The organism is Sphingobium yanoikuyae, assembly GCF_013001025.1.
In the GTDB taxonomy this organism is placed as follows: Bacteria; Pseudomonadota; Alphaproteobacteria; order Sphingomonadales; family Sphingomonadaceae; genus Sphingobium; species Sphingobium yanoikuyae_A.
Genome location: NZ_CP053021.1, coordinates 2,308,443 through 2,329,398 on the forward strand (window position 1 = coordinate 2,308,443; position 20,956 = coordinate 2,329,398).

Consider the following 20,956-nt stretch of genomic DNA (forward strand, 5'->3'; position numbering starts at 1 on the left):
CCTCTGCGCCGATCCACCCCGCCTCCTGATCTCGCAATCCCCATAGGGTTCGCTCGAGCCACATTCGACCGGCCGCTGCATCCCGAATACATTGGCCCAGCTGCGCCTCATACGCGGGCACTTGGGAGGAAGCAGCTTGGGCGGAGGCTACCGTGGCCACGAACGGCAGTGGGAACGCCATAAGGACAAGCACCGTCCGATTAACGATCATGGCCAACTCCATGATCAGGGGCGGAAGTATGCTGCGATTCAGCTGCGGATTGCGGGGTTGGCGTTCCCGAACGCTCACCTGTCGCATCCCCACGCTGGGAACTTCGATCGAGCAGTGAGATGATCCATCGATCCAGAAAGCTGGCGGTCGACTGCGCGCGATGTGCAATGCGTTCGGCCAACCCGTTGGGAGGAGACGGAGCGGCAGGATCACGCTGAGCCGCTAGGCCTTCTTTCCTTGCTTCTCGCTCCGAGTGCTGCTCCTCGCGCAAACGGTCCCAGCGCTCACCGTGACGGTCTTGTCTGCCCTTGATGCTATCGCGCTCGACTCGTCCCAGCCCCTGTAGCGAGGACGTTTTCTCGCCGGACCGCAGCTTCAGCTTCTCGACGAGTCGTTCCCGATTCTCCGTCCAGAGACTTGCTCCGAATCGCGCGCGGGTGATCGCGGTGTAATAGTTCTGGCCCGTGACCAGCGGGGAGTTGACCGGTGCCAGGACATAGACCCGATCATAGGTCTTGGACTGGGCTGAGTAGACGGTCTCGCCGTAGCCGTGATCCCAATTTTTGTACCGGGAGAGATCGACTTCCTGGCTTCGCCCGTCCCGGTCCCAGCGTATCTTAGCAACGGCACCGTCAAGACGCTCCACGGTGCCCCGCTCGGCATTCTTGAGTTCCAGAACCTTGTTGACCAGGCGCCACTGGATGCGATCGCCAGCGGCAAGGTCCCGCTTCTCCTCCTGGAACACATTGATCTGGGATGCCCGACCGAGGCGGGGATCCCATTCGATCGTCCGACCATGCTCGTCGACCAGATTGACCGTCTGACGGCCGCGAGCATCTCGCCCTACCCCGACCACCCTGTACTCGGCTTCGCGTGCGATCCCCAATCCGACATTGTCGCGCGAAAACGTCACGACCTGGCCGCGGGTATAGAAGCGCGCGAAATGCTTCTCCTGGTCTGTCATGCCCGACGGCGACAGTATCGACAGTCGGGCGTCCTCGGCCGCGATCGCGCCCTCCGTCTTGAGGGACTCGCGGATCTTCGTGTTGACGATGAGACGGCTGGCATTGTCGAGAACGAGGATGTTGGTCTTGTCGCGCTGGTCGGGCGTCAGCCGCACCCAATCAGCCACGAGCATGACAGCCAGCTTCTCCCCGCCCTCGCCCGTCATGACGTTGTCCAAGGCGCCGAGCGAACCATCATAATTCTGAAGACGGGCAAGCCGGACGGCCTTAGTGATGCCGTCGGCTTCCTGCCGAATCGGATCCTTGAGTTCCGCCTTGGGCATGCCCAGCCGCATCATCAACCAGAAGGGCTTGCCCTGCTCAATCGCACCCGTCTGGCGGGTATCGCCTAGCAGGATCAGGCGGGCTCCAGTGGCACGGCTGATTTCGAGCAGTCGGATCGCCTGACGGTTGCCAAGTTGGCCGGCCTCGTCAACCACCAGGACATGGCTATCATCGAGTTTGGCTCCGCCCGTGGCAAGCAGGCTCGCCACGGTACGCGATTCGATACTGGCCTTTTGCCCCAGTTCAGCGGCAGCGGACGAGGTGGGAGCGAGGGCGATCAGCGTCGCCCCCTCGCCCACAGCTTCACGCAAGGCGCCAATAATCGTCGACTTACCCGCGCCGGCAACGCCATGCACCGCGACCACCCTATGATCGGAGGTGCCGATATGGAGGAGCGCAGTTCTTTGCTCAGATTTCAGATCGCGAGCGATCCCGGCATCGCGCAAAGCCTCAACTGACGCCAACGGCCGGGCGTCGTTGAGCGCGAGCGCCAATTGATCGGACAGCGCGATTTCAAGGCGCGCCGTCTTGCGTGTCGTGCGACCACGGGTATGGATCTCGTCACCGGTGCGATGGCGAGTTTCGAAGAGCTTGGCCCGTTCCTGATGCTCCTCGACAACGGGCCGCACATCGGAGAGGCGAACCTCGCCGACATGCGAGGCCAGAGCCGTCTGCAACAGCCGCCCGAGGTTGTTGACTGCCTCTTTGCCTTCCGATTGGCGGATACCGAACAGCATTGCCCGCGCTGCGGTCGAAGCGTCGACCTCGATTGGCCGCTCACCGATTTTCTCGGCGTCGGCACGCGTGTCCTTCACCGCTTCGGCATGTTGACCGAGCCGCCCGTCCCACCGTTCGTGAAGCTCCTCCAGCGAGACTTTCTGCTTCGGTCCACGCGTTGCATAGAACGCCTTCTGCCGCTCCGCCTGCCCGTGGAGGCCATGCTCCTTGGCATGTGCCTCAATCTGTTCGGCCCGTTGCGACATGTCAGTGATCAGGCCCTTGGGGACGCCCCTGATCTCGAAGAGGCCCTGACGTGGGTCAAACTCGACATCGTAGCCGCGCTCGCGGAGGAGATGTGCCAGTTCGTTCCGATAGACCTGCCCAGCCGTCATCTGCTCGGCGAACATCGCGCGCGTTTCGAGGCTGACCTTCTTCGCGCCATCCTGTTCGTCGGTAATGTTCATGACGACGACATGGGTGTGGAGATGGGGGTCGAGTTCCCTGGAGGCATGCTCGGTGAAGCGCGCCCAGATAAGCCGCCCGGTCGTCTTCTCGGTTACTTCCCCGTCGACACGGTGGCGCATGAGCGCATGCTCTTCGAGATACGAGAGCGCCACCGTGACGGCTTGCTCATGCGCCTCGATGACCCGCTCATCGCCCGCCACCAGCGCCATGATCGAGACCGATTTGGGAGCATTGACGGCGAAGTCCCATCCCGGATGATGCTGGATCTGCCCATCCTTCCGGCGACGACCCAGTTGCTGATCACCGACCTTGCCCGCGAGCAGTTCCTTGAAGACGGAGGGGTCGACATTGCCTTCCAAGCCGAGCTCGGCGGCGATCTTGCCACCCCATTCGGAATGCTCTTCGGAGCCTTTGGTGTAGTAATCGCCAACCGTGTAATAGCGGGCGATGTTGGCGGGTTTGCCCTTAAGGCGGATCGGATTGATCATGCCGGCCTCGCTGTGTTGCGGGCGCCGTCATGACGGCCGTGCTGGCTGAGGCGGAAACCGGCTGGCTTACCGAAGAGCTCGAGCGGAGGTGTCGGGCCGATCACCCTCCTTTCCTCAATTGTGTCAGCCGGAGGAGGCGCCGGCTCATCATTGGTGGGCGGGGTCGACGGATCCGGGCCCTCTTTAGGCGGCACGAGAGGCAGCTCTTCTCCGACCTCAGTTGAGGCAGCACGCCGCCTTTTCGCGGGGGGCGCTTTCGGTTTGGCTGGTGGTGTCGGAGCCGCCGGTGCCGGAGGCACGGATGGCTCCGGTACAGCCATTCGAATAGGGGCGGTGCCGCGCTCCTCGAACGCCTCGGCGACGGAGGCAACCTTGTTGTAGCTGTCCTCGAACCGGACCACCGGAAGGCTGCGACCAAACCGCAAATAGCCCATGAGATTAGGCAGGTTGGTGACCTCGGTGTGCATGACTAGCGGCCGCGTCACCTGCATGCGAGAGAGGTTCACGCCGTCGCGCATGTCGTTGACGCCGTAGGACATGCCCTCATTGGCCTCGACCTGTTCGACCTGACCGAGGTTCTCGCTGACATGCTTCGCGGTCGGGGTATCATTGGCCCTGAGCGCCACCCAGGTGGAGCAATAGCCAGTGATCGCCGCGGCATCCTGGATGCCGTAGGTCGCCTCGAGCTGCGGATAGCTCTGGAACCCCAGTATGCCGCAGCCGCCATACTTCCTAGCGCGGGCGAGGAAGTCGCCGAGCGAAGGCAGACGCTGGAGCGTCGGCAGCTCGTCGATGACGCAGTAGAGGCGCCGGTTGCGATCGGGCGTCATGCTCATGATCGCGCTGATGGCGATATCGAGCCACACCGTGATCAGGGGACGCAGCGAGGGAAGTTGATCCGCCTTGACGGTGATGAAGAGCCAGCTGTCATCCTTCTCGTTGGCGACCCAGTCACGGATCGAGAAGCCGTCGGCGGTGTCATCGAGATACGAAAAGCTGCGCATCACCGAGGCGAGCTCGGCCTGGATGCCGGCGCTGGTGCGCTCGCCCTCGGTGGAAATGAATGCCGCTGCATCGGTACCGGCAGCGAAGGCTGCGAGGTCCTTCAGTTTGGAGCGGAGCAGCGTATCGAGCAGGATCGAAACGAGGGTGCGCTCCTGCCGCGCGAGCTTCCTCATCACGGCCACCAGCGTGCCGCGCGCGGCCTTGGCCCAGAAGGGATCGCCCGTTTTGTCGGGGATCGTGGACTCGGCGATCTGATCGTAATGATAGTCGCGTGGGACATCGACCCAGGGGGACCAGCAGTCCGCCCGGGCATCGAGGGGGTTGAGCAGGATGTCGATCCCCGGCCGGTAGAATTTCTCGACGAAGGTACCGGCTGTGTCATAGACGATGGCGCGGCGTTTCTGCTTCCGGATGCCGTCCAGCATCTTGACGATGATGTTCGTCTTCCCGGTACCGGGGGCCCCGCAGAGCAGGATATGCTCCGGTTCGAAAGCGTCGGGCACATTGACGCCGCCGATGTCGAAACTGCCCTTGGCATGACGCCACAGCGCCCGGCGGACCTGCCGCACGGTGCCGAACCTGGCTCCGCGGAGGAACTGGTTGGAGCCGAGCCCCTTCCCGGTACGGGTGAAGTAGAACCAGGCCCACCCCAGCATGGCGAGGGCGAAGAGGCCGGAGAGCATCGCCCCATGGAGGAAATAGGTCTCGAACGCCGCTAGCGTCTTATGGGCGACGCCCGAACTGACGAGGCTCTTGGGAGTGGTCCAATATTGTTTGCCGGCCGGTGTCTTGAACAGGATCGGTGTCGCGTTACCGGGCAGCGTATCACCCATGAAATAGGCCTGGGTGATCTTGAGCATCACGAAGCGTTCGTATTCGGACGACTTTTCGAGTGCGTACCAGATGATGCCGCCGATCCAGATCACCAGCCCCGCGAGGAAGGTCTGGTAGAAGACCTGGGTGGTCATGCGGACATTGTGGACGATGGCCTGGCCGCCACGCGTCCAGGAGCCGAGCGTGTCATGGCGGAAGATGCTCACGGCCGGTCCTGCTCGGGATCGAGCAGCCCCCTTTCGCGGAGGAGCCGGCGCGCTTCACCCAGTCCCTTCTGGAGGATGTCCGGCGAGCGCTCTCCGACCGACGTAGCGAGGATCGCGAACGCCTGGATGACGGTCGCGTGGAGTTCGTCGAAGCGGGCATGATAGCCCGAAGGATCACTGCCTTCGAAGCGTTCGAGGATGTCTCGGCAATAGGTCGCGGCGCCGAGACCTGCGTTGCGCGCCTGGACAGAAAGGCGCGCATAGAGGTCATCGTCTATGCGGATTGTGATGCGTGCCAAGCGGCGGACTCCTTGTCCGACACGCCAGCAATGTGGTGAAGCGCAGCCGTTATAGCCGAATTACACCGCGATCTCAACAATTTATCGAAACTGCCGCTGGCAGCCACTAAGTGCCAAGGCAGATCAATCCCTTAGGGTAAGAAGCGATAGGACGTGGCTGCCACCGGCAGCCGATCAGTGCCAGATCGACAGCCGCTCTGTGCCGACTAAAAGTGGCGGAAATTCGGGCGATTCGCGCCCGCAGCACCCGTGCGTGGGGTGCATTACACTCGCCTTCGGCGTGCGTCCCTCCTCCGCAGCGCGCTTGCCCGCTGCGCCCGTCGATTCCTGTTGGCGGGGGCTTCCCCAGCCGGGTGTCTGTGGTGGCGCAATCATGGTCCCGATGCGGGGAAGGCATTGCATGGCGATGGTCCTTGATGGATAATCGGTGGTGGCGGGCAGACCTCCTTGAGCAAGGAGTCTAAGAATGCCCAAGATGACGGAACGCGAGCGGCTCGCGAAGATCGAGGCCGATCAGCAGAATCTCGCGCGGGAAGCCGAGACGGTGCGGCGTGGATTGCGCGCGCAATATGGGAAGCTGGTGACGGAATTGCCGGTCGAACGGTTGAGCGAGCGAGAGTTTCGCGATGTGATCGGCCAAGCGATCCGGGTTGGCGGTAGCGCTGCGATTTCCGCGCTCAAGGGGCTGACGGCACAAGGCGTCCAGGCGGAACCGTCTCCGGGGGCGACCCGTAAGCGCGCGGTCGTTCCCCCGGCTGGTGGTGATGACGCCTCAAAGGTTGTGCATCCTTAGCGGAAAGGGGAGCGACGTTGGCGGGCGGTACGCCCGGCAAAAGGAGCGGCGCGGGGAAAACCGTTCGGGTTTCCCCCGCTCGTGCCAAAGGCACGACAAGGGGCCGGGAGCGGTTGCCCGCCCCGGCCCTTCTCTTGGTGGCTTCCCGATCAGGCCGCTATGACGCGGCGCTTCTTCTTGATCGGCACATCGGGTTGCTGATCGGCCCGCATGAAAACATGGGTTGGGACGCGGTGGCCCTTCTCCGGGTTGAACAGGTCATAGAGGCTCGACTGGATGCCGGACCCTTCGCACAAGAGCGCTTCAACCGGCATAAGCTCGGCAATGTCGCGATTGCGCTTGAAGGCTTTTCCGTTGCCGCGCCCATAGAGACCGAAGGCGATGCAGATAACGCCGCGCTGTGCGGCCCATGCGGCTGCGGCTGCATCGACTCCGGCGCGTTGCCCGGTGGTGACAAGCACCATATGGGGAATGCGCGCCCTGATCTGGTCGAGCCGGTTCCAGATGGTCCGCCAGTCGTGCCAGTCCTGCGGGCCGGAAACGACGACGACGGGGCCTTGTGGGTCGTATCGGTCGCGCCGCCGTTCGGACCTTGCGCGCAGGAAATCGAGCGCCGAAATCTGGCTGGCGGTGGTGACATGGGACGCGCGCGAACCCTTGGCGGGGGACCATGGGCGACCGGCATAGGCGCGATACATTGCCGCCGCATAGTCGCGCATGGCTTCCATGGCGGCGCGCTGTTCCGCGACCGACTGGCATTCAAGCTGGGTGTCCTCCAGTTCCTTGTTGAACACCTCGCCCGGTTCCAGACGGCGGGCCATGTCGCGGATGGTATCGGCCAGCCTGTCCTCGCGGCCTTCCAGCTTGTTCGCCACGAAATGGAAGCTGTTGACGAAGCCCCATGCGAGTTCGGGGGCGAGCGGGTCCAGCCTTGTATCGCCTAGCAGGTCGAAAATGGCGGCGATGATGCCGCCGCATTCCGCCTGCGCTGCGAGGGGGTCGGGCATGAGAAATTCGCCCGGTTGCTCGTCGGGTTCAATGATGGTGAGGGGTAAGGGGTCGCCGAAGGACGCCACGAAATCGGGTGTCTCGGTGAGTTCGGCATAGAGTTCCGGCAGGTCGGCAAAGCTGCTAACGCTGCGCAAGGCCGTTGGCTTGCTCATGGGCTGGTTCCTTGTGACGGGATGACGGTTCAGGGCCGGGGAAGCGTTCCAGCGCTCCCCCGGTCCGTCTGTTCGTGCCGCTTAGAAGGGCACCTCATCGTCAAGGCTGCGTCCGTTGCCGGTATAGCCGCCGTCCGGTCCTGCGGTGCTGCCGCCGGAGAAACCGCCGCCTGACCGTCCGCCGAAACCGCCCGACCGCTGGCCGTTGCCCGAGCGTCCACCAAAGCCGCCGCCTTGGCTGTCGCGCTCGCGTTCGCGCCGCCACTGGACATCAAAGCCGTTCGTCTCGTCCCCGAACAGGGCGATGGGAAGCGGCTCGCGGAAGCTCGGATCGTCCACCATGCCGGACAGGAACACCTCGTCATTGGAGCGCATCTTGCGTTCCCAGACGACGCCGATCTGGATTTCGTCGCCAGCGCGGTTCGTCTCGTAAATCTCATAGACGGGGGCGCTGTCGCTCTGTCGATCCTCGACGCGGCGCATGATGAGGTAGGGAAAGCGCATTTCGCGAGTGGCGATCTTGCCGATAATGTCGCTGGCGCGTTCGTCAAACTTGAAGCTACCGATCTTCATGACTTCATCCTTTCTCTGTGCTGTGGCTCGCTTCTCTTTCCCGGCCACATCAGAACCCTACTCCCTCCCCTCCATTACTTCCATGTCATTGATTTCTTGACAGAAATCCATCGTACCTGGTGAGCCTGAGCATCGAACGGCCGCGTCAGCGGCCCACAAATGACGAAGACGCACCGGCCGCTTGCGGCCGGTTCTGCTTGAATGGAAAGGGAGCGTGGGCCGGCTGACAAGTCATCGCACCCGGAGCCGCCTTCGCAGGTCCGAAGGCGCAGGGCGGGGCTCTTGTCCGCAAGAAGCACGGGAGGGGCTCTAGCGAAGCTTGGTGAAAAGGGGCCGGCGCTTCTGTTGAAAACAGACAAACATCGCCGGCCCCTTTTCGCCTAGCGTAGCTTTGTCCCGACGCAATTCTTGCGGACGAAACCCGTCCTGCAACGCACGGATCCTGCGAGGGCGGCTCCGGGGGCGATGGCTTGTCTGCTGGCTCCACGATCCGCATCGCGCGACTAGCGCGATTCCTTAGGCGAAGCCTGCAATGCGGTGGTCGTGCCGGCCATCCTGACGCCTCGGGGAGAACGCCTCCCCCTGCCCCGCACCCACGCGGAAGGGATCGTTACCCCGTCAGGGGCCAAGACCCGCAGGGGCTTGGTCGGAGCGAAGCGGAGATAGAGCCCGGTGCCCGCCTTAGCGGGCATCCGCCCGACCTCGGCATGCCGATGCTGTCGTCAATCGCTCGGCGTGCAATCCCGAAATGCCCGGCCTTCATGACAAACCGGAGGCGGACCCTATAGCAATGTGCTGGATCACCGTTGCCGGATCATTGCCCCGTGACACGCTTGCGCCATCGGGCACCGTGGGTCGTTGACCGCTCGAAGCCATAGCCGGCCCATACAAGATCGTCATCGAGATAGGGATCGTTGGCGAGGAGGTAGCGGACCGTCAGGCTGTTGCCGTGCTGGACCAGATAGTGCTGGTTGATCATGCGGGCTGCGTCTGCCGGCATGGGCAAATTGCTGAAGCCGGGTGGACCACCAGCGACGATGAAGGCGCCGCAATATCGATCGAGCGTAAGCCACCAGGTTCGCAATTCGTTGAAGAAGGCACCGAAAATGGATTGATGGCCCGGCGCCGAGATCATCAGCGTCGGGTTGGTTGAGGTCCGCAAAGGGATCGGAGAATGGCAGACCATGACGTTGATGGCGTCGGCGTCCTCGGGAATATTCGTGTCCATCGCGCCCTCCCGAAAGAGCGCATGGGCATTGTCGGCGGACGCTGCGATCCATGCGTGCATCTCGCGCTCCTCCTCGCTCAGGTCGGCATCGAGGTCACCGTCTGCGAAGCGGGCGGACTCGGTCTCGATGAAGCGCAAGGTCTCGAGATTGCGACGCTGGAGGTGACGGGCGAAACCATAGATCGGGATCTTGTCATCTTCGCTGAGGCTGGTGCAGGCGCCATCGGCGATCTTTGTCCAGGTCAGACTGTTGGAGAAGGGCGTCTCGATCATATGGTTGATCGGGCCTTCGATAGAGCCGGCCACCCCGTCGTCGACATAGTCGTGGAGGGCGTCCTCATAGCCGATGCGGTCGATGGATTTGCGGTCGATCGCGAGGATATCGCCATGCCGTTCGACCACGCGAACCTTGTTCGCATCGTCCGGGCAGGCGAAGCGACGGAGATAGAATTGGGGCACATAATGGTGCCGCTTGGGCTTCCCGGCGGTCATTCAGGCGTTCCCTCGGCAGGGACCGTGGTCCTGACCGATGCGGCCTGTGCGTCGATATCGAAACCGTCGATCGAGAGCCCGACGATCATGTTGATGAAGGTCTTGGCCTCCGCAATCACCGCCTCGGCCTCATCCTTGTTGCTGAAGGAACCTTGGTGGACGACGGCATTGCGGACGGTGTTGATCTTGCCCGCCGAGCTGATCAGGGCGCGTGCGGTTGGGCTTGTCCGGGGGGTCGCGAAGAAAACGGGTACGAACAGGCGCTCGACCTTCAGCGGGAGACCATTTGCCCATCGGAGGAACTGGTCGACGATGGCGGCATCGAACTGGGTCTTTTTGCCCCACTCCGTGCGCACGGCATAATTCGCGGCGATTTCCGCAGCCGTGGCGCAGCGCACGATCGCCGCGGAGGGTTCATCGCGCCCATGAAGCCCGGATAATTTGGTCCATTGTGACTGGAGTTTCTCAAGGTCGGTGCGTTCGTTATAGGGTTTCCTCGAAGATTTCCGGTGAGCATCGCCTTTGGCAGTCGTCACGCATTCCCCCTGTGTCTTTAACTCCATGCAACTGTATCGCATCGGCGTCAGCACAGCGAGGCTATGATGACTTGCAAGGATGCGGGAAAGCTTCACCCTTCGGGGCGCAAGGAACCGTGGAAGGGGATACCGAGAGTGTCGACGGTGGAGCAGTTACCAAGGATCTTTCAGGCCAATCTTGGTCGGTTCTTCGACCGCGTGATCCTGCCGGTCATGGAGAAGTTGCCGTCCCACGCGGTGCTGGAGACCGGAGAGGCTGATAGCCTTGACCAGTTTCTGGATCGGGCTGCAGCGCAGGTCGACAATTATACCTCCAACGAGGCGGCCAAGGCGTTTGTCCTTACCCTCGCCGGTCTGTTCGAGCGGCAAATGAGCCGCTGGGCGCGCGCGACGCAGGATGCGGGTATTGCCGACATGAGCAGGCTCACCGGCTTTGAGCCACTGCTTGCGGGCTGTGCCGAGCAGGCCAGCATCGATCTTTCGGTCGAGGGTCTTGGGGATGCGCTGACGCAGATGTTCGTGGTCGCCAATGTCGTGCGCCATGGTGAGGGGCGGTCCTGCGATAGGCTGCGTGCGCTCGCCCCTGACCTGTGGGATGAGCACGCCGTCGACTATCATGATCTCCTCCCCGGAACGGCGGTGGCAAGTGAGCATGTCCGTGTTCGGGAGGCGGACCTTGGGCGCTATATCTGGGCCACCACGAGGTTCTGGGGCCTGGCCGATCCCCTGCCCCTGGCGGTGACGAACCCGCCTTATGGACAGTATCTCAGTGCGAATTTTGGAGACGGCACCGCCCCAGTCTGATGGCGCTCATGGCGGAGATGGGGACTTGGCGGTGCGTATCTTCGTGCGTTTATCCCTTCCGGATGTTCGAATGAGCAATTCCGGGCCGTCAGGAAATAGTTCGGTAACGTGTGGGCATCCAAGTAAGTGGACATTGGTCCAGATGGGCGGCGCTGCAACGAAAACGGGGAGATCGCCTTGAGCGGGTGGAATCATTTACCTAAATGTCCGCGGGGGCTGCAAATCAAGCGGTGGAAGCGCATGTGCGCCCATGTCCGTGATCTTCTGGAACTTGAACGCGCCCAAGCAGATGATCCGCAGAGCATGCGTGCTGCCCGCCTTCGGGAGAGCATTGCTGCCGACCATGAGGTTGCAAAATGGCGCCAATTCCCAGTGGCACAACAGGCCGTGCTTGATTTGGTTGAAGGTAGGCGGCGCTATGAGTGCTGGATCTCCGAAAATCCTGGTGAGTTTTTGGAGTGCCTGCACCGAGCTTTTCGAAACCGGTCCAGTCGGCTGAGCCGAGATGACAGCGAGGCTTGGAGCCGCATTATGAACGGCATAATCCTCGGGCATCACAGAATCCAATTTGCCGTAGGCCAGGGAGGTTTCCACGTTGGTGGGCTGACGCGCTTGGCAGCTAGCCGCACCCTCTTTGAAGAATGGGCAGAACGAAAAGAGCTTGCCAGGGCAGACTTCCTCTACATCTATGACTGCGGGTCACATCCTCTCAAGCATGTGGAAGCTGAGATATCGTATTTTCTTCGTAGGAGTGGCAGTCGGCAGCTTGATTTTCTGTTCCTCTCTCATTTTGATGGCGATCATATTTCAGGCATTCCGGCCCTTATCGGAGACGGGAAACTCAAGGTTGCTACGGTAGTCATTCCGTATGTGGACGATCTTGAGAAAGTGGTCGCTTTCGCTCGAGCGGCTGCTCGATACGAGCCGGTCCCGGAATTCTTCAAAAATCTCGTTGTCGACACCGTGGGAACGTTCAAGAATCTCGGCGCAGATCGAATCTTGCTTATGGGAAGCGACGACGGTCCAGGACCTGATGCGCCACTTGCCGATCCGATCGGCGGCGGTTCCGAAGATTTGCCGTGGAAGCTGGGACCGCTCGGCGACGAAGCTGTTGAAGTTCGAAGCACCGGGCGCGACAGCTTCTATGTTCGCAACGGTGTGATCGACGTTGAAGGTTCAGTAGAGAAGGACCTGCAAATCGCCTGGCGGTTTCTTCCATATGTGCAACATGCGGACGAAGACGCGAAGGAACTCTTCGCGGAGATCGCTGAAACGCTTCTCGGCTGGGATGATGGGACCTTTCGTCAGCGTATCCGCGATTCAGAGGAACGCCAAAAGCTGATAACCGAGCAGGCAGCAGTCCTTGGCGAAGCCTATCGCCGTGCGTTTGGCAACAAGAATGCAACAAGCCTGTCGCTCTACTCAGGCCCCGCGGAACCATCTCGCGTCGGCGCAACCGTGATTTGCCCCGGTCTCTCCCCCCAGCCTCAAGCGAAGATTGGCTGGCTTGGGACGGGTGATGCTCCGCTGCGTAAGGCTGCTAATGTGGAAGCCTTTGAGAGTCATTATGCTGAACTGTTGGATGCAGTTTCGACCTTCATGTTTCCGCACCATGGCTCCATTCACAACAGCAATTACAAGCGGCTTATCGGTGACGCGGACATTTATTTCGCTGCGGCGGACCCCGTAAGGGACGATTGGGAGCATCCGGCCCCGAAGCTACGGAAGGCTGTTGAAGATGCTGGCAAGAGCTTCCACCAGGTTAGCAGCGCGCGAAGCTCAAGGCTCGAGGAAGCGATGATCCTTTTCTGTCCCCCGAATGAATTGGACTAGGCATTGCGCCTTTTCCCGGCGCTATGTCTCTCGTCGTGATATTGCCGAGACGATCCGGTTTTCCCCGATGCTGAAGATCTTAGGGTGAGAATCTGGCTGGATTCCGGCAATATATGAACCCGCCCGATGTCGAACCAGGTTCGACCTGGAGTAGCCTGTGAGCAAGGATAGCCCTGAACATCCCCAGCCGAAGGCATTCGATCTGCTGGCATCTCTGGCCGCCTTCGCGCAGCGGGAAGGAATAGCGCTCAACGACCGGACACTCATCGACAGGTTCATGGCGGATGCCCGACCGAGGCTCGAAACGGCGCTATCCGACGCGACGCTGATCCATGGCTCGCGGACCGAACGGCTGTTCGAAGCGACAGTTGTGACCCTCGGGCGCTATCGGATGTTGAAGACTGAGGATATCGGCCGCGTGCATGGCGCTGCGAAGGCGCGTGCGCCCGACTTTCGGGTCGTTCTCGACGATGGCGAGCAATGGCTTGTCGAGGTTAAGAATGTGCGCCGCAGCAAGCCGTTCAAGCAGTGCACATCGATGTCGGCGGCTTACCTTAACTCGCTGCAATCCTATGCCGACATGGTCGGCACGCCGCTCAAGCTGGCGATCTTCTGGTCGCTCTGGAACATCTGGACCGTCATTTCTCCTGAGCGTTTTCGCCGTCCGGACGGCGGCCTGCGTGTGACCATGCAGGACGCTGTGATGGCGAATGAGTTCGGCAGGCTTGGCGAGGTGATCATCATGACGCGGCCGCCGCTTCGCCTGGTGCTTGACGCCGACAGAAAAATGCCAAGGACGTTGAGCCCGGAGGGGTTGGCGGAGTTCATGATCGGCGCGGCGCGCATGTATAGCGGGGACATGGAACTCACCGATCCTCGCGATCGCAGGCTGGCGCAGGTCCTTTTCCTGTTTGGCGATTGGACCGTGGATGAGCCGATCGCGCGGATGGATGGTGGCGAAATCGCCGGAGTCGAGTTCGTCGCGCAGCCTGAGGAACCATCGGACCAGGGCTTTGACGGGATCGGCTGGGCAAGCCGGATTTTCAGCCGCTATTATGCCGCGCAGACGCTCGATGGCGATCAGGTGATCCAGCTCCATGGCGAGGCGGTGCCTGAATGGTTTGCGCCGCTTGGGAACTGGGACTTCAAGAATAGCAGGCTGCCATTATGGCTGGGGCGTGTCGAGCCGAACGGCGAGGCTACCAAGGCCGAGCCTGACGCCGATTGACTGGTCAAGTCCGGCGCGAATCGCGGTTGCGGTCTCCCCATTAAGTTCGTCGGATCTCAGGCCGAGCAGGGACACCACGCGTCGGCGCAGCTCGGGAATATATTTGAGGAACTCCCGGTCCTTGCGTTGGTTCGCCAGCAGTTTTTCGATCGCCTCCAGGCTCCACAATATGGTGATCCAGCATTCCATGAAATCGACCGGCATCGCCTCGAAATCGCGTGCGAGCATGACGCGCCGTATCGCGGGCTTCCCGCCGCAGAAAAAGGCGACAAGGACGCGCACGACGAAGCGTGGCCATCCAAGGAGGGCACTGGATGTGTCCAGCCCCTTCGGCAGGTCAGGGCACCGGGCCTTGTAGAGGAGGAACAATATCCAGTAGCGCAGGCGCAGCACGTCGCTGGAGCCGAGCGCCTCCTCGCCGGCTTCCAGATCCTCGGTATAGCCCAGAATATGCCGCTCATAGAGCTTGGCGTCGACGGGCGCAGGCGCAACAGATGGCTTGTCGGTGTCGCGCGGTTCAATCTTGTCATCAGCCGGGTCGTCTTCATGGTCGGTGTCGGCCTGTTCGTCAGACGGGTCATCAAAAGCCGCATCGTCGTCGTCAGGTTGGTCCGTTCCAGGTCCTCGACCGGAGAGCAGATTGAGGAAGTCGCGAATCGTGTCGCTATAGGTGCCGGCAAGACTGTTATCGCCCTCGCCGCCCGAACGGCCAGCGCCAGAGCGTGCCTGGGTGAACTCCTCATAGCTTAAGCGGACGGGCGCCGCCGGCTCGTCCGCGCTTTTGCGCTCCTGCGGCCGGGCGGCTGACAGGGCGCGCGGCTGGGTCACGGACTCGAAGTCCGCGCGCACGAGGGTCTCGAATGCCTGATGCATCCAGAGATCGAAATCCGTGCCATCGGTGAAAGGCGCGAGCGCGCGGGCCACGCTGCCGGTCGCGGCCTCCCGGCGTCGGGCGCGTAATATCGCACGGTGGGTGATGTGCGCGAGGGTCGAGATGACGTCGCCGGTGACAAGGCGGGCGAAGAACAAGGATCTGTGCAATGCGGGATCGACCGGCGCGCTTCGCCGGCCGTCGGCCTGGATGAAGGATGGCACCGGGATGGTCTCGATCAGGCGCTCCGACCGATCGAGCAACTCAATGTCTCCGGTCCCTGTATCCGCGCGTGCCGGTGTCCAGAAGAGCTGGCCCTGGTCGAGTTCGAACGTACCGGGTTGTCGGGCTTCGATCGTATCGAGCGGGATAGGGGACGTCACGACTGGTGGCGACAGGTCGGAAAGCTTGATGGGTTCCGCGTCGATCCAGCGGTCGAGGTCCAGGGCTTGTCGTGCCGTGCCGGACGGAACCCTTCGGTAGATGCAGGCTTCGGCGTTAGCACCTGCAGCCCCTGCCGTTCCGAGCGCGGCGCGTGTGCAATTGGAGCTGCCGAACAGGATATGGTCGTGCTGCGCGGTCGAAGCGATGATGATCTTGGCGTGAGTGAAGCGTCGGGATGGCCAGTGGAGATCGACGATCCTCGCCTTTCTGGCAAAAGGCGCATCGACCGGGAATTCATGATGATTGCGGTCGATCGGCAGGATGATCCGGTTGGGGGAGAGGCGCTGAGCGAGATCGGCCAGCGCAGCAAGGTCATGGTCCCAATAGGGGCTGATCACCATCAGGGTCTGGACCTTCGCGCCATCGACCAGCGACACGAATCGGTCTGCTATTCCCGTGTCGCCGGGGCTGTGGAGGAAAGCGATGGCGGTCCCGTCGTCCAGCTCGTGGGCCCTATCCGTCGCCGGGCCAGCGAGCCAGGACGCGCGTTCGTGCGCCCAGCGCAGTGCATCGCGCGCTGGAGAACTGGCGGTGGGCACCAGTGCGTTGAGATAGTGCCAGATGGCACGAATGATCTCGCGCTCGGGGCGGTGCTCGTTCTTGCATTCGATCTCGACCACGACCTCGGCGTTTCCGGCAAGGCCCGATGCGGTGAGGTTGGCGGAACTGACGAAAGCCCGGGCGCTTTCCCGGCCGATCTGCAGGATGATTTTCGGGTGGAAAATGCCATCTGCGGCGGGCGGGCTGTAGAGCGCATAGTCGCGGCCGAGCGCGACAGGAAGGGTGGCGCCGTCAGAGAGCGCGAGCGCGGTCATGCGGGCATCGGTCAGAAGAAGGAGGTTCGCGGCGCCGCTGGCCATGAGCTGTGGCAGCAGGATTTCCTCGACCGCGGAGAATTCCAAGGCGAAGCTGGTGGCGATCGCACTATGGAAAGGGCGACCGCTGCGGCGGCCCAGACGATCGGGGAGTTTCATTGACCGGCATCCCGCGCCGCCAGACCGTGTGGTGTCAGGCCGTCGTCGTCGAGGAGATGGATGTCGGCGAGAAACTGGATTGCGGATGCCAGGCGCGGGGTCGTGGCGACCGGCTGATAGGCGGCCAGATAGACGAAGCGCCCTTCGCGCTGCTCGTACAGGAACGTGTAATCGCGTTGTCGCCGCAGCTTTTGCATGGCGACATGGCTGTGTCGCCTGATGACGCGCTCGATCATATAGTCGGCGATGAGAGGGACGATGCTCTCCCCTTCCCTGCCTTCCAGCCAGGATATTTCTGTGCGCAGTGAATGGGCCACCCCGCGATCGGGCAGACCTTGCGCCGCGGCGCCGGCGAGATCGGGCCGGTCAAGGAGCCTCTGGTGGAGCGCAGCGATCAGGCGCAGTGCGCTGACGGCCTTGTCTGCAGCCGCACCGCGTGCGCCGGTGAGTTGGTCCCACGCATCGGCATAGGCGAAGCTCTGCGAGTCGACCCCGAGACGCAGCACGCGCCAACTTGAATTCGGATCGGGGTCCTCCAGCCTCTCCAGATGGGCGACGACATCCGCGCGGATCTCGGCAAGCGACCTGCCTTGTGGCTCGGCGTTGATGATCGCTATGCCCCAGCCAAGCAGCGCGGCGCATGCCACCTGCATCATGTCCTGGCATTGATAGGCTTCCCAGGCGAGTCGCTGGGTCTCCAACCGAAGAGGAAGGGCCTGTTCGGGTGGATCGAAGAGATGCCAGCGGACTTGGTCGGGGCCTGGCCATTCCTCGTGCGCGTAGGCGGTTTCGAGGATGAGGCCCAGAGACGCGGCGCGGCTCGGTCCGGTCTTGCCCTCGTCGCCGGACCGGGCAAAGAGCAATGTTTCGTAGAAGGTCCGCTCCTCGCTTTCCTCGGGGATTTCCGAAGGCGCGATGGGTTGAAGGCGGTCGAGTTCGCGGAGGCTCACCTTGGCGTCGGTGATCTTCTGTCGCAGCAGCCTGGCGAGGTCCGGCCCGATGGCGTCGGCAAACAGGGAGGCTGCGCGACGGCCGAGATCCTTGGTGGCGACCTGGATGCCGTGCCGGTTCTCGGTGAAGAGGTTCATTTCGGCCATCTGGCTGTAATAAGCGCCGCCGAAGACACCGAGCGACTGGCGAAGATAGCGTTCCTGCGCCGGATCGGTCGAGGCAGCCGCCTCGAAGTCGATGACACGTCCTGCGGCCGCAAGGCGGCGATTGGCCCATTCGATGCCGCCGACCCCGGTTTCGCCGGCTCGTGCTGAGACGAGGGCATAGAGCGCCTCGGCGCGGCGCACCCAGTTGCGCCAGGCCTCGAAGTCGCTGGTCGCGCCCCGACGGGCATAGGTTTCGCTGATCCAGCAATAATAGCCATAGTAGCGCATGCGCAGGGTGACGTTGCTGATGCCGGGGAGCAGCGACTGATAGAGCAGCACGCCACTATTCTGCATGCCGAGTGGGTCGAGCCCGCGCTTGTCGGCCTTTTCGGTCCATTGTGGCAGCAGGTTCATTGGCCCTCTTTGACTGTCCGGGCCAGCGGCCTTATTTCACCATAGTAATGAGTAATGAAGCAATGGTGATCAATCGAGCTGGTCATTTCGCGAGATGATCTGGGCAGCGCGTTGCACGGAGGTTGCCGCGACGGCTGCGAGAACGAGGCCCGCCAACACGAAACAGAGATCGCCGACGATGCGCCAGGCCAGCACCCCGGCGATCCCGCCGAGGAGGAAGGACAGCACCGTGCCCGTATGAAGGTTCAAACGGGTCATGATCTCCCCATGTTCTGCGGGGTCAGCTTTGCCGCGAAGGATATCGAGCAGCCGAGCAAGCCCGATGCCGATATCGGTGGCCATGCCCGACACATGGGTGGTGCGCACGCGCGCGTTCGAAATATGTGTGACGATGGCGTTCTGCTGCCCCATCAGAAATGCGAGGCCGACGATCAGCATGGGCACGCCGGCGGAGCGATCGAGCGCCATGCGTGCGAGACCGAGCGCGGCGAGAAGAGCGGCTTCGATCAGGATGACGCGTGCGTAGATGGTGTCGATCCCACGCCGCAGGCCTGAGCTGATCGCGAGCGTCGAAACCAGGGAACCGGTGATGAAGGACAGGACAATGGTGAGATAGCCAAGACCCTGTCGCCACTGCCCCATCGCGAGCAGGCTGGAGAGGGCGGACACATTTCCGGTCATGTTGGCCGAGAAGAAGCCGACCTCGTGAAATGTCGCCGCATTGAGGCCGCCCGCCACCGCCGCGAGCGCGAAGGCCAGGTTGCGGTCCAACCGGCTGTCGCGCGCATCCCCTTGGGCAATCAGCATAGCATGATCATCCGCGCGGCGGGCCGATACGCACAAGCTTGGTGCGCGCAGTTTCGCCGCGAAGAAGTTCGATCGAAGAGACCGGCTGGCCCAGAGCGTGGGCTAGAAGGCGCAGGATCGCATCATTGGCCTTGCCGCCCTCGGCTGTCGCCGTGGTTCGTACCAGAAGTTCCAATGACCCGGCGTCCGACGGCAGAAGGATCGCGTCAGCCGAGGCGTTCGGCGTGGCGCGTAGTGCGAGCCGTCCATCGTCATCCGCCAGTTCGCGGATTTCAGTGGCGGAGGGCATCGGGATCCGGCGCCGCGCCATCAGCGCTTGCGGACGAACTCGGCACGCAGCACGAGGCCCTTGATACCGTCGAACTTGCAATCGATTTCCTGGGCGTCGCCGGTCAGGCGGATGGACTTGATTAGCGTTCCGCGCTTGAGCGTCTGACCCGCGCCTTTGACGTCGAGATCCTTGATCAGCGTCACCTGATCGCCGTCGGCGAGAAGGTTGCCGACGGCATCGCGGACCTCGAGCTGAGCAGCGTCGCGTTGGCGCTGGGCAAGTTCGGAAGCCGGCAGCCATTCGCCGCTTTCTTCGTCATAGACATAGTCATCGCTGCTATCGGTCATCTGTCCCTGTCCGTTGGTTAGTCATCCTTGGGCTGCCGCAGCCTGGCGCAAGCGCACACCGCGTCCCCCGGTCTGACTGGGTGCATTTTCGCCGATCAACTCGACACCCGCGCGTTCAAGCGCGGAGACGACCTTGACCAGCGTTTCCACGACCCCTCGCACCTGCCCGTCCGACGCTTCCATGCGCTGGATCGTGGGAAGCGATACGCCCGCCAGTTCCGCCAGCCGTTTCTGGTCAATGCTGAGCAACGCGCGGGCGGCGCGCATCTGCTGTGATGTGATCATGCGGTGTCTATGATGTATTATCCATCATATTTCAATCTCACCGTATCACTATACATATGCTACATGGCAACCACTCGAAAATCAGATATGCCGGGTTCGATCTTGCGATGCACATGAGAATGACGCGGTTCGGCGGATTTGACGGCACTCGGCAGATGATGGCGCGATGAAGACGGGCAAGCGATTCAGGGGATTTCTTCTCCTTCAAAATATGATGTTGAAGGATTTCGTCCGGGAAGGAAGCGCACGGCAGTCGCTTGGACGGGAAGAGATCGATCGTCTTTGTCAGCTTGAGGCGCTCAACGCTGCGGAGCTGGCCAGATGGGAGCGCGATCTGTTCGCAGGCAGTGATCAATCGACATCCCAGCAGCGATGCGGTGGCTAAGGTTTCCGATTCACATCGCGAACGACCCAGGCGCTTTTCCTGTGCGTTGGGTGCCAGCTTGTGATTTCAGGGGCGATTGCAGGTCGGGCCTGATCTGAAGCATAGTTCGGCTCTTGCCGTGATCATCCGACCGTCAGGCCGGACCGATCCACAGCAGTTCGAGGATGCTCGCTCCGCGCTGCCAGGCCTCGACCCGAACCCGCCGATCCTGATGCGTCCGAAGATCGGAGTCTGTCTGAAGGCGCCAGAGAGGCCCCTCGTCGACCTCCAGAAAGGGGCCGCGCTCGTTGAGGCGCAATATCCCATGCAATCGCAGCGGCGCCTTGCTGTCAGTCATGGGCGAGCGCCTCCAGGCTGGAGACTGCCAAAGGGGGAATCGGCGAAAAATACGGAACAGACATTGCCCTCGCATGGCATAGGCGCGCTCGGGCTTGCAATCTTGTTCATTTTATGTTCTCAGACATGCTGAGGAGCCACGCCATGATCCGCGCTTATCTCTGCAGCTATGACTATAACTTGCCCTTGGACGATGCGGCGGTCGATCCTGACCTGCCGCTGGTTCGCCGCAGGCTGGCTAGTCTTGCAGCGGGCGAGGGCCTGGACGGTGGCTATTATGAGGCGCAGGAGATGGCCGAGGCGTTTCTCGATGCCGCCCGGGAGGCGAATGCGGGGATCGAGGAAGAGGATAGCCCTGCCCGCGTTCGGCTGCGTGACATTTTGCATCGCGACCTTGCCTATCAGCATGAGCTGTTCGGCGAAGTTTGCGAATTGCCATTGGCGGACGCAGCGGCGCATCTCGCCTGGCTCGCCGATCTGATGAGGCGTCGGGCCGACATGGCGCGGCCGATCGCGGCCGTGCTCGGCTATCGCCACTGACGCGGCCCTCACCGGTAC

At 62.2% G+C, this 20,956-nt stretch carries 20 protein-coding genes; 6 read left to right on the forward strand and 14 right to left on the reverse strand.

Annotated elements, in window-relative coordinates; translation table 11 throughout:
- Positions 1-200: 200 nt before the first annotated feature.
- Genes mobF through HH800_RS11385 form a run of 3 tightly spaced genes read right to left on the reverse strand, consistent with a single transcriptional unit; the run spans position 201 to position 5,517 of the window.
- Positions 201-3,173: a MobF family relaxase gene (gene mobF / locus HH800_RS11375; RefSeq protein ID WP_066044454.1), complete on the reverse strand. Its 2,973-nt coding sequence runs from the start codon at positions 3,171-3,173 to the stop codon at positions 201-203.
- Positions 3,170-5,218 carry a type IV secretion system DNA-binding domain-containing protein gene (locus HH800_RS11380; protein ID WP_066044456.1) on the reverse strand — a complete coding sequence of 683 codons (2,049 nt, stop codon included), beginning with the start codon at positions 5,216-5,218 and terminating at the stop codon, positions 3,170-3,172. The genes mobF and HH800_RS11380 overlap by 4 nt, the downstream gene beginning before the upstream one ends.
- On the reverse strand, positions 5,215-5,517 hold the full coding sequence (locus tag HH800_RS11385) for a hypothetical protein (RefSeq protein ID WP_025291971.1): 303 nt from the start codon (positions 5,515-5,517) through the stop codon (positions 5,215-5,217). Before HH800_RS11385 ends, HH800_RS11380 begins: the two co-directional genes overlap by 4 nt.
- Before the next feature lie 466 nt (positions 5,518-5,983).
- Here HH800_RS11385 and HH800_RS11390 point away from each other — a divergent pair, with 466 nt between their 5' ends.
- Complete coding sequence (locus tag HH800_RS11390) at positions 5,984-6,310, forward strand: hypothetical protein (protein WP_169861137.1); 327 nt, start codon at positions 5,984-5,986, stop codon at positions 6,308-6,310.
- Positions 6,311-6,459: 149 nt separating this feature from the next.
- Here HH800_RS11390 and HH800_RS11395 read toward each other — a convergent pair whose 3' ends face one another.
- From HH800_RS11395 to HH800_RS11410, 4 genes are all read right to left on the reverse strand, one after another.
- The gene (locus HH800_RS11395; protein WP_169861138.1) at positions 6,460-7,473 is read right to left on the reverse strand and encodes a DUF2493 domain-containing protein; all 1,014 of its coding nucleotides are present in this window, start codon (positions 7,471-7,473) and stop codon (positions 6,460-6,462) included.
- Between the two features lie 81 nt (positions 7,474-7,554).
- Entirely contained in the window at positions 7,555-8,046 is a 492-nt protein-coding gene (locus HH800_RS11400; protein WP_169861139.1) for a DUF736 domain-containing protein, read from the reverse strand.
- 814 nt (positions 8,047-8,860) lie between these two features.
- Positions 8,861-9,766, reverse strand: coding sequence for a DUF4238 domain-containing protein (locus tag HH800_RS11405; protein ID WP_169861140.1), 906 nt, complete (start codon positions 9,764-9,766; stop codon positions 8,861-8,863).
- Entirely contained in the window at positions 9,763-10,302 is a 540-nt protein-coding gene (locus HH800_RS11410; protein ID WP_169861141.1) for a hypothetical protein, read from the reverse strand. Before HH800_RS11410 ends, HH800_RS11405 begins: the two co-directional genes overlap by 4 nt.
- A gap of 135 nt (positions 10,303-10,437) precedes the next feature.
- On the opposite strand from HH800_RS11410, the gene HH800_RS11415 reads away from it, so the two are divergent.
- The 3 genes from HH800_RS11415 (at position 10,438) to HH800_RS11425 (ending at position 14,167) form a co-directional block, all read left to right on the forward strand.
- Entirely contained in the window at positions 10,438-11,106 is a 669-nt protein-coding gene (locus HH800_RS11415; RefSeq protein ID WP_169861142.1) for a hypothetical protein, read from the forward strand.
- 303 nt (positions 11,107-11,409) lie between these two features.
- On the forward strand, positions 11,410-12,939 hold the full coding sequence (locus HH800_RS11420; protein WP_169861143.1) for an MBL fold metallo-hydrolase: 1,530 nt from the start codon (positions 11,410-11,412) through the stop codon (positions 12,937-12,939).
- Between the two features lie 157 nt (positions 12,940-13,096).
- A complete protein-coding gene (locus HH800_RS11425) occupies positions 13,097-14,167 on the forward strand; it encodes a hypothetical protein (RefSeq protein WP_169861144.1) in 1,071 nt (356 codons plus the stop codon).
- Here the strand turns inward: HH800_RS11425 and HH800_RS11430 are convergent.
- From HH800_RS11430 to HH800_RS11455, 6 genes are all read right to left on the reverse strand, one after another.
- Positions 14,105-16,456, reverse strand: a complete 2,352-nt coding sequence (locus HH800_RS11430) for a hypothetical protein (protein ID WP_169861145.1) — start codon at positions 16,454-16,456, stop codon at positions 14,105-14,107. The genes HH800_RS11425 and HH800_RS11430 overlap by 63 nt on opposite strands.
- Positions 16,453-17,967, reverse strand: coding sequence for a hypothetical protein (locus HH800_RS11435; RefSeq protein WP_169861146.1), 1,515 nt, complete (start codon positions 17,965-17,967; stop codon positions 16,453-16,455). Before HH800_RS11435 ends, HH800_RS11430 begins: the two co-directional genes overlap by 4 nt.
- Before the next feature lie 69 nt (positions 17,968-18,036).
- Positions 18,037-18,774: a YoaK family protein gene (locus HH800_RS11440; RefSeq protein ID WP_169861147.1), complete on the reverse strand. Its 738-nt coding sequence runs from the start codon at positions 18,772-18,774 to the stop codon at positions 18,037-18,039.
- Between the two features lie 7 nt (positions 18,775-18,781).
- On the reverse strand, positions 18,782-19,084 hold the full coding sequence (locus tag HH800_RS11445; RefSeq protein ID WP_169861148.1) for a DUF167 domain-containing protein: 303 nt from the start codon (positions 19,082-19,084) through the stop codon (positions 18,782-18,784).
- A complete protein-coding gene (locus HH800_RS11450; protein ID WP_169861149.1) occupies positions 19,084-19,392 on the reverse strand; it encodes an alkylphosphonate utilization protein in 309 nt (102 codons plus the stop codon). Before HH800_RS11450 ends, HH800_RS11445 begins: the two co-directional genes overlap by 1 nt.
- A 21-nt stretch (positions 19,393-19,413) precedes the next feature.
- Positions 19,414-19,677: a helix-turn-helix domain-containing protein gene (locus HH800_RS11455; RefSeq protein ID WP_169861150.1), complete on the reverse strand. Its 264-nt coding sequence runs from the start codon at positions 19,675-19,677 to the stop codon at positions 19,414-19,416.
- Between the two features lie 166 nt (positions 19,678-19,843).
- On the opposite strand from HH800_RS11455, the gene HH800_RS11460 reads away from it, so the two are divergent.
- Complete coding sequence (locus HH800_RS11460) at positions 19,844-20,062, forward strand: hypothetical protein (protein ID WP_169861151.1); 219 nt, start codon at positions 19,844-19,846, stop codon at positions 20,060-20,062.
- A gap of 133 nt (positions 20,063-20,195) precedes the next feature.
- Here HH800_RS11460 and HH800_RS11465 read toward each other — a convergent pair whose 3' ends face one another.
- Positions 20,196-20,399, reverse strand: a complete 204-nt coding sequence (locus tag HH800_RS11465; RefSeq protein WP_169861152.1) for a DUF5818 domain-containing protein — start codon at positions 20,397-20,399, stop codon at positions 20,196-20,198.
- 143 nt (positions 20,400-20,542) lie between these two features.
- Between HH800_RS11465 and HH800_RS11470 the strand changes: the two genes are divergently transcribed.
- On the forward strand, positions 20,543-20,938 hold the full coding sequence (locus tag HH800_RS11470; protein WP_169861153.1) for a hypothetical protein: 396 nt from the start codon (positions 20,543-20,545) through the stop codon (positions 20,936-20,938).
- The last annotated feature ends 18 nt before the right edge of the window (positions 20,939-20,956 follow it).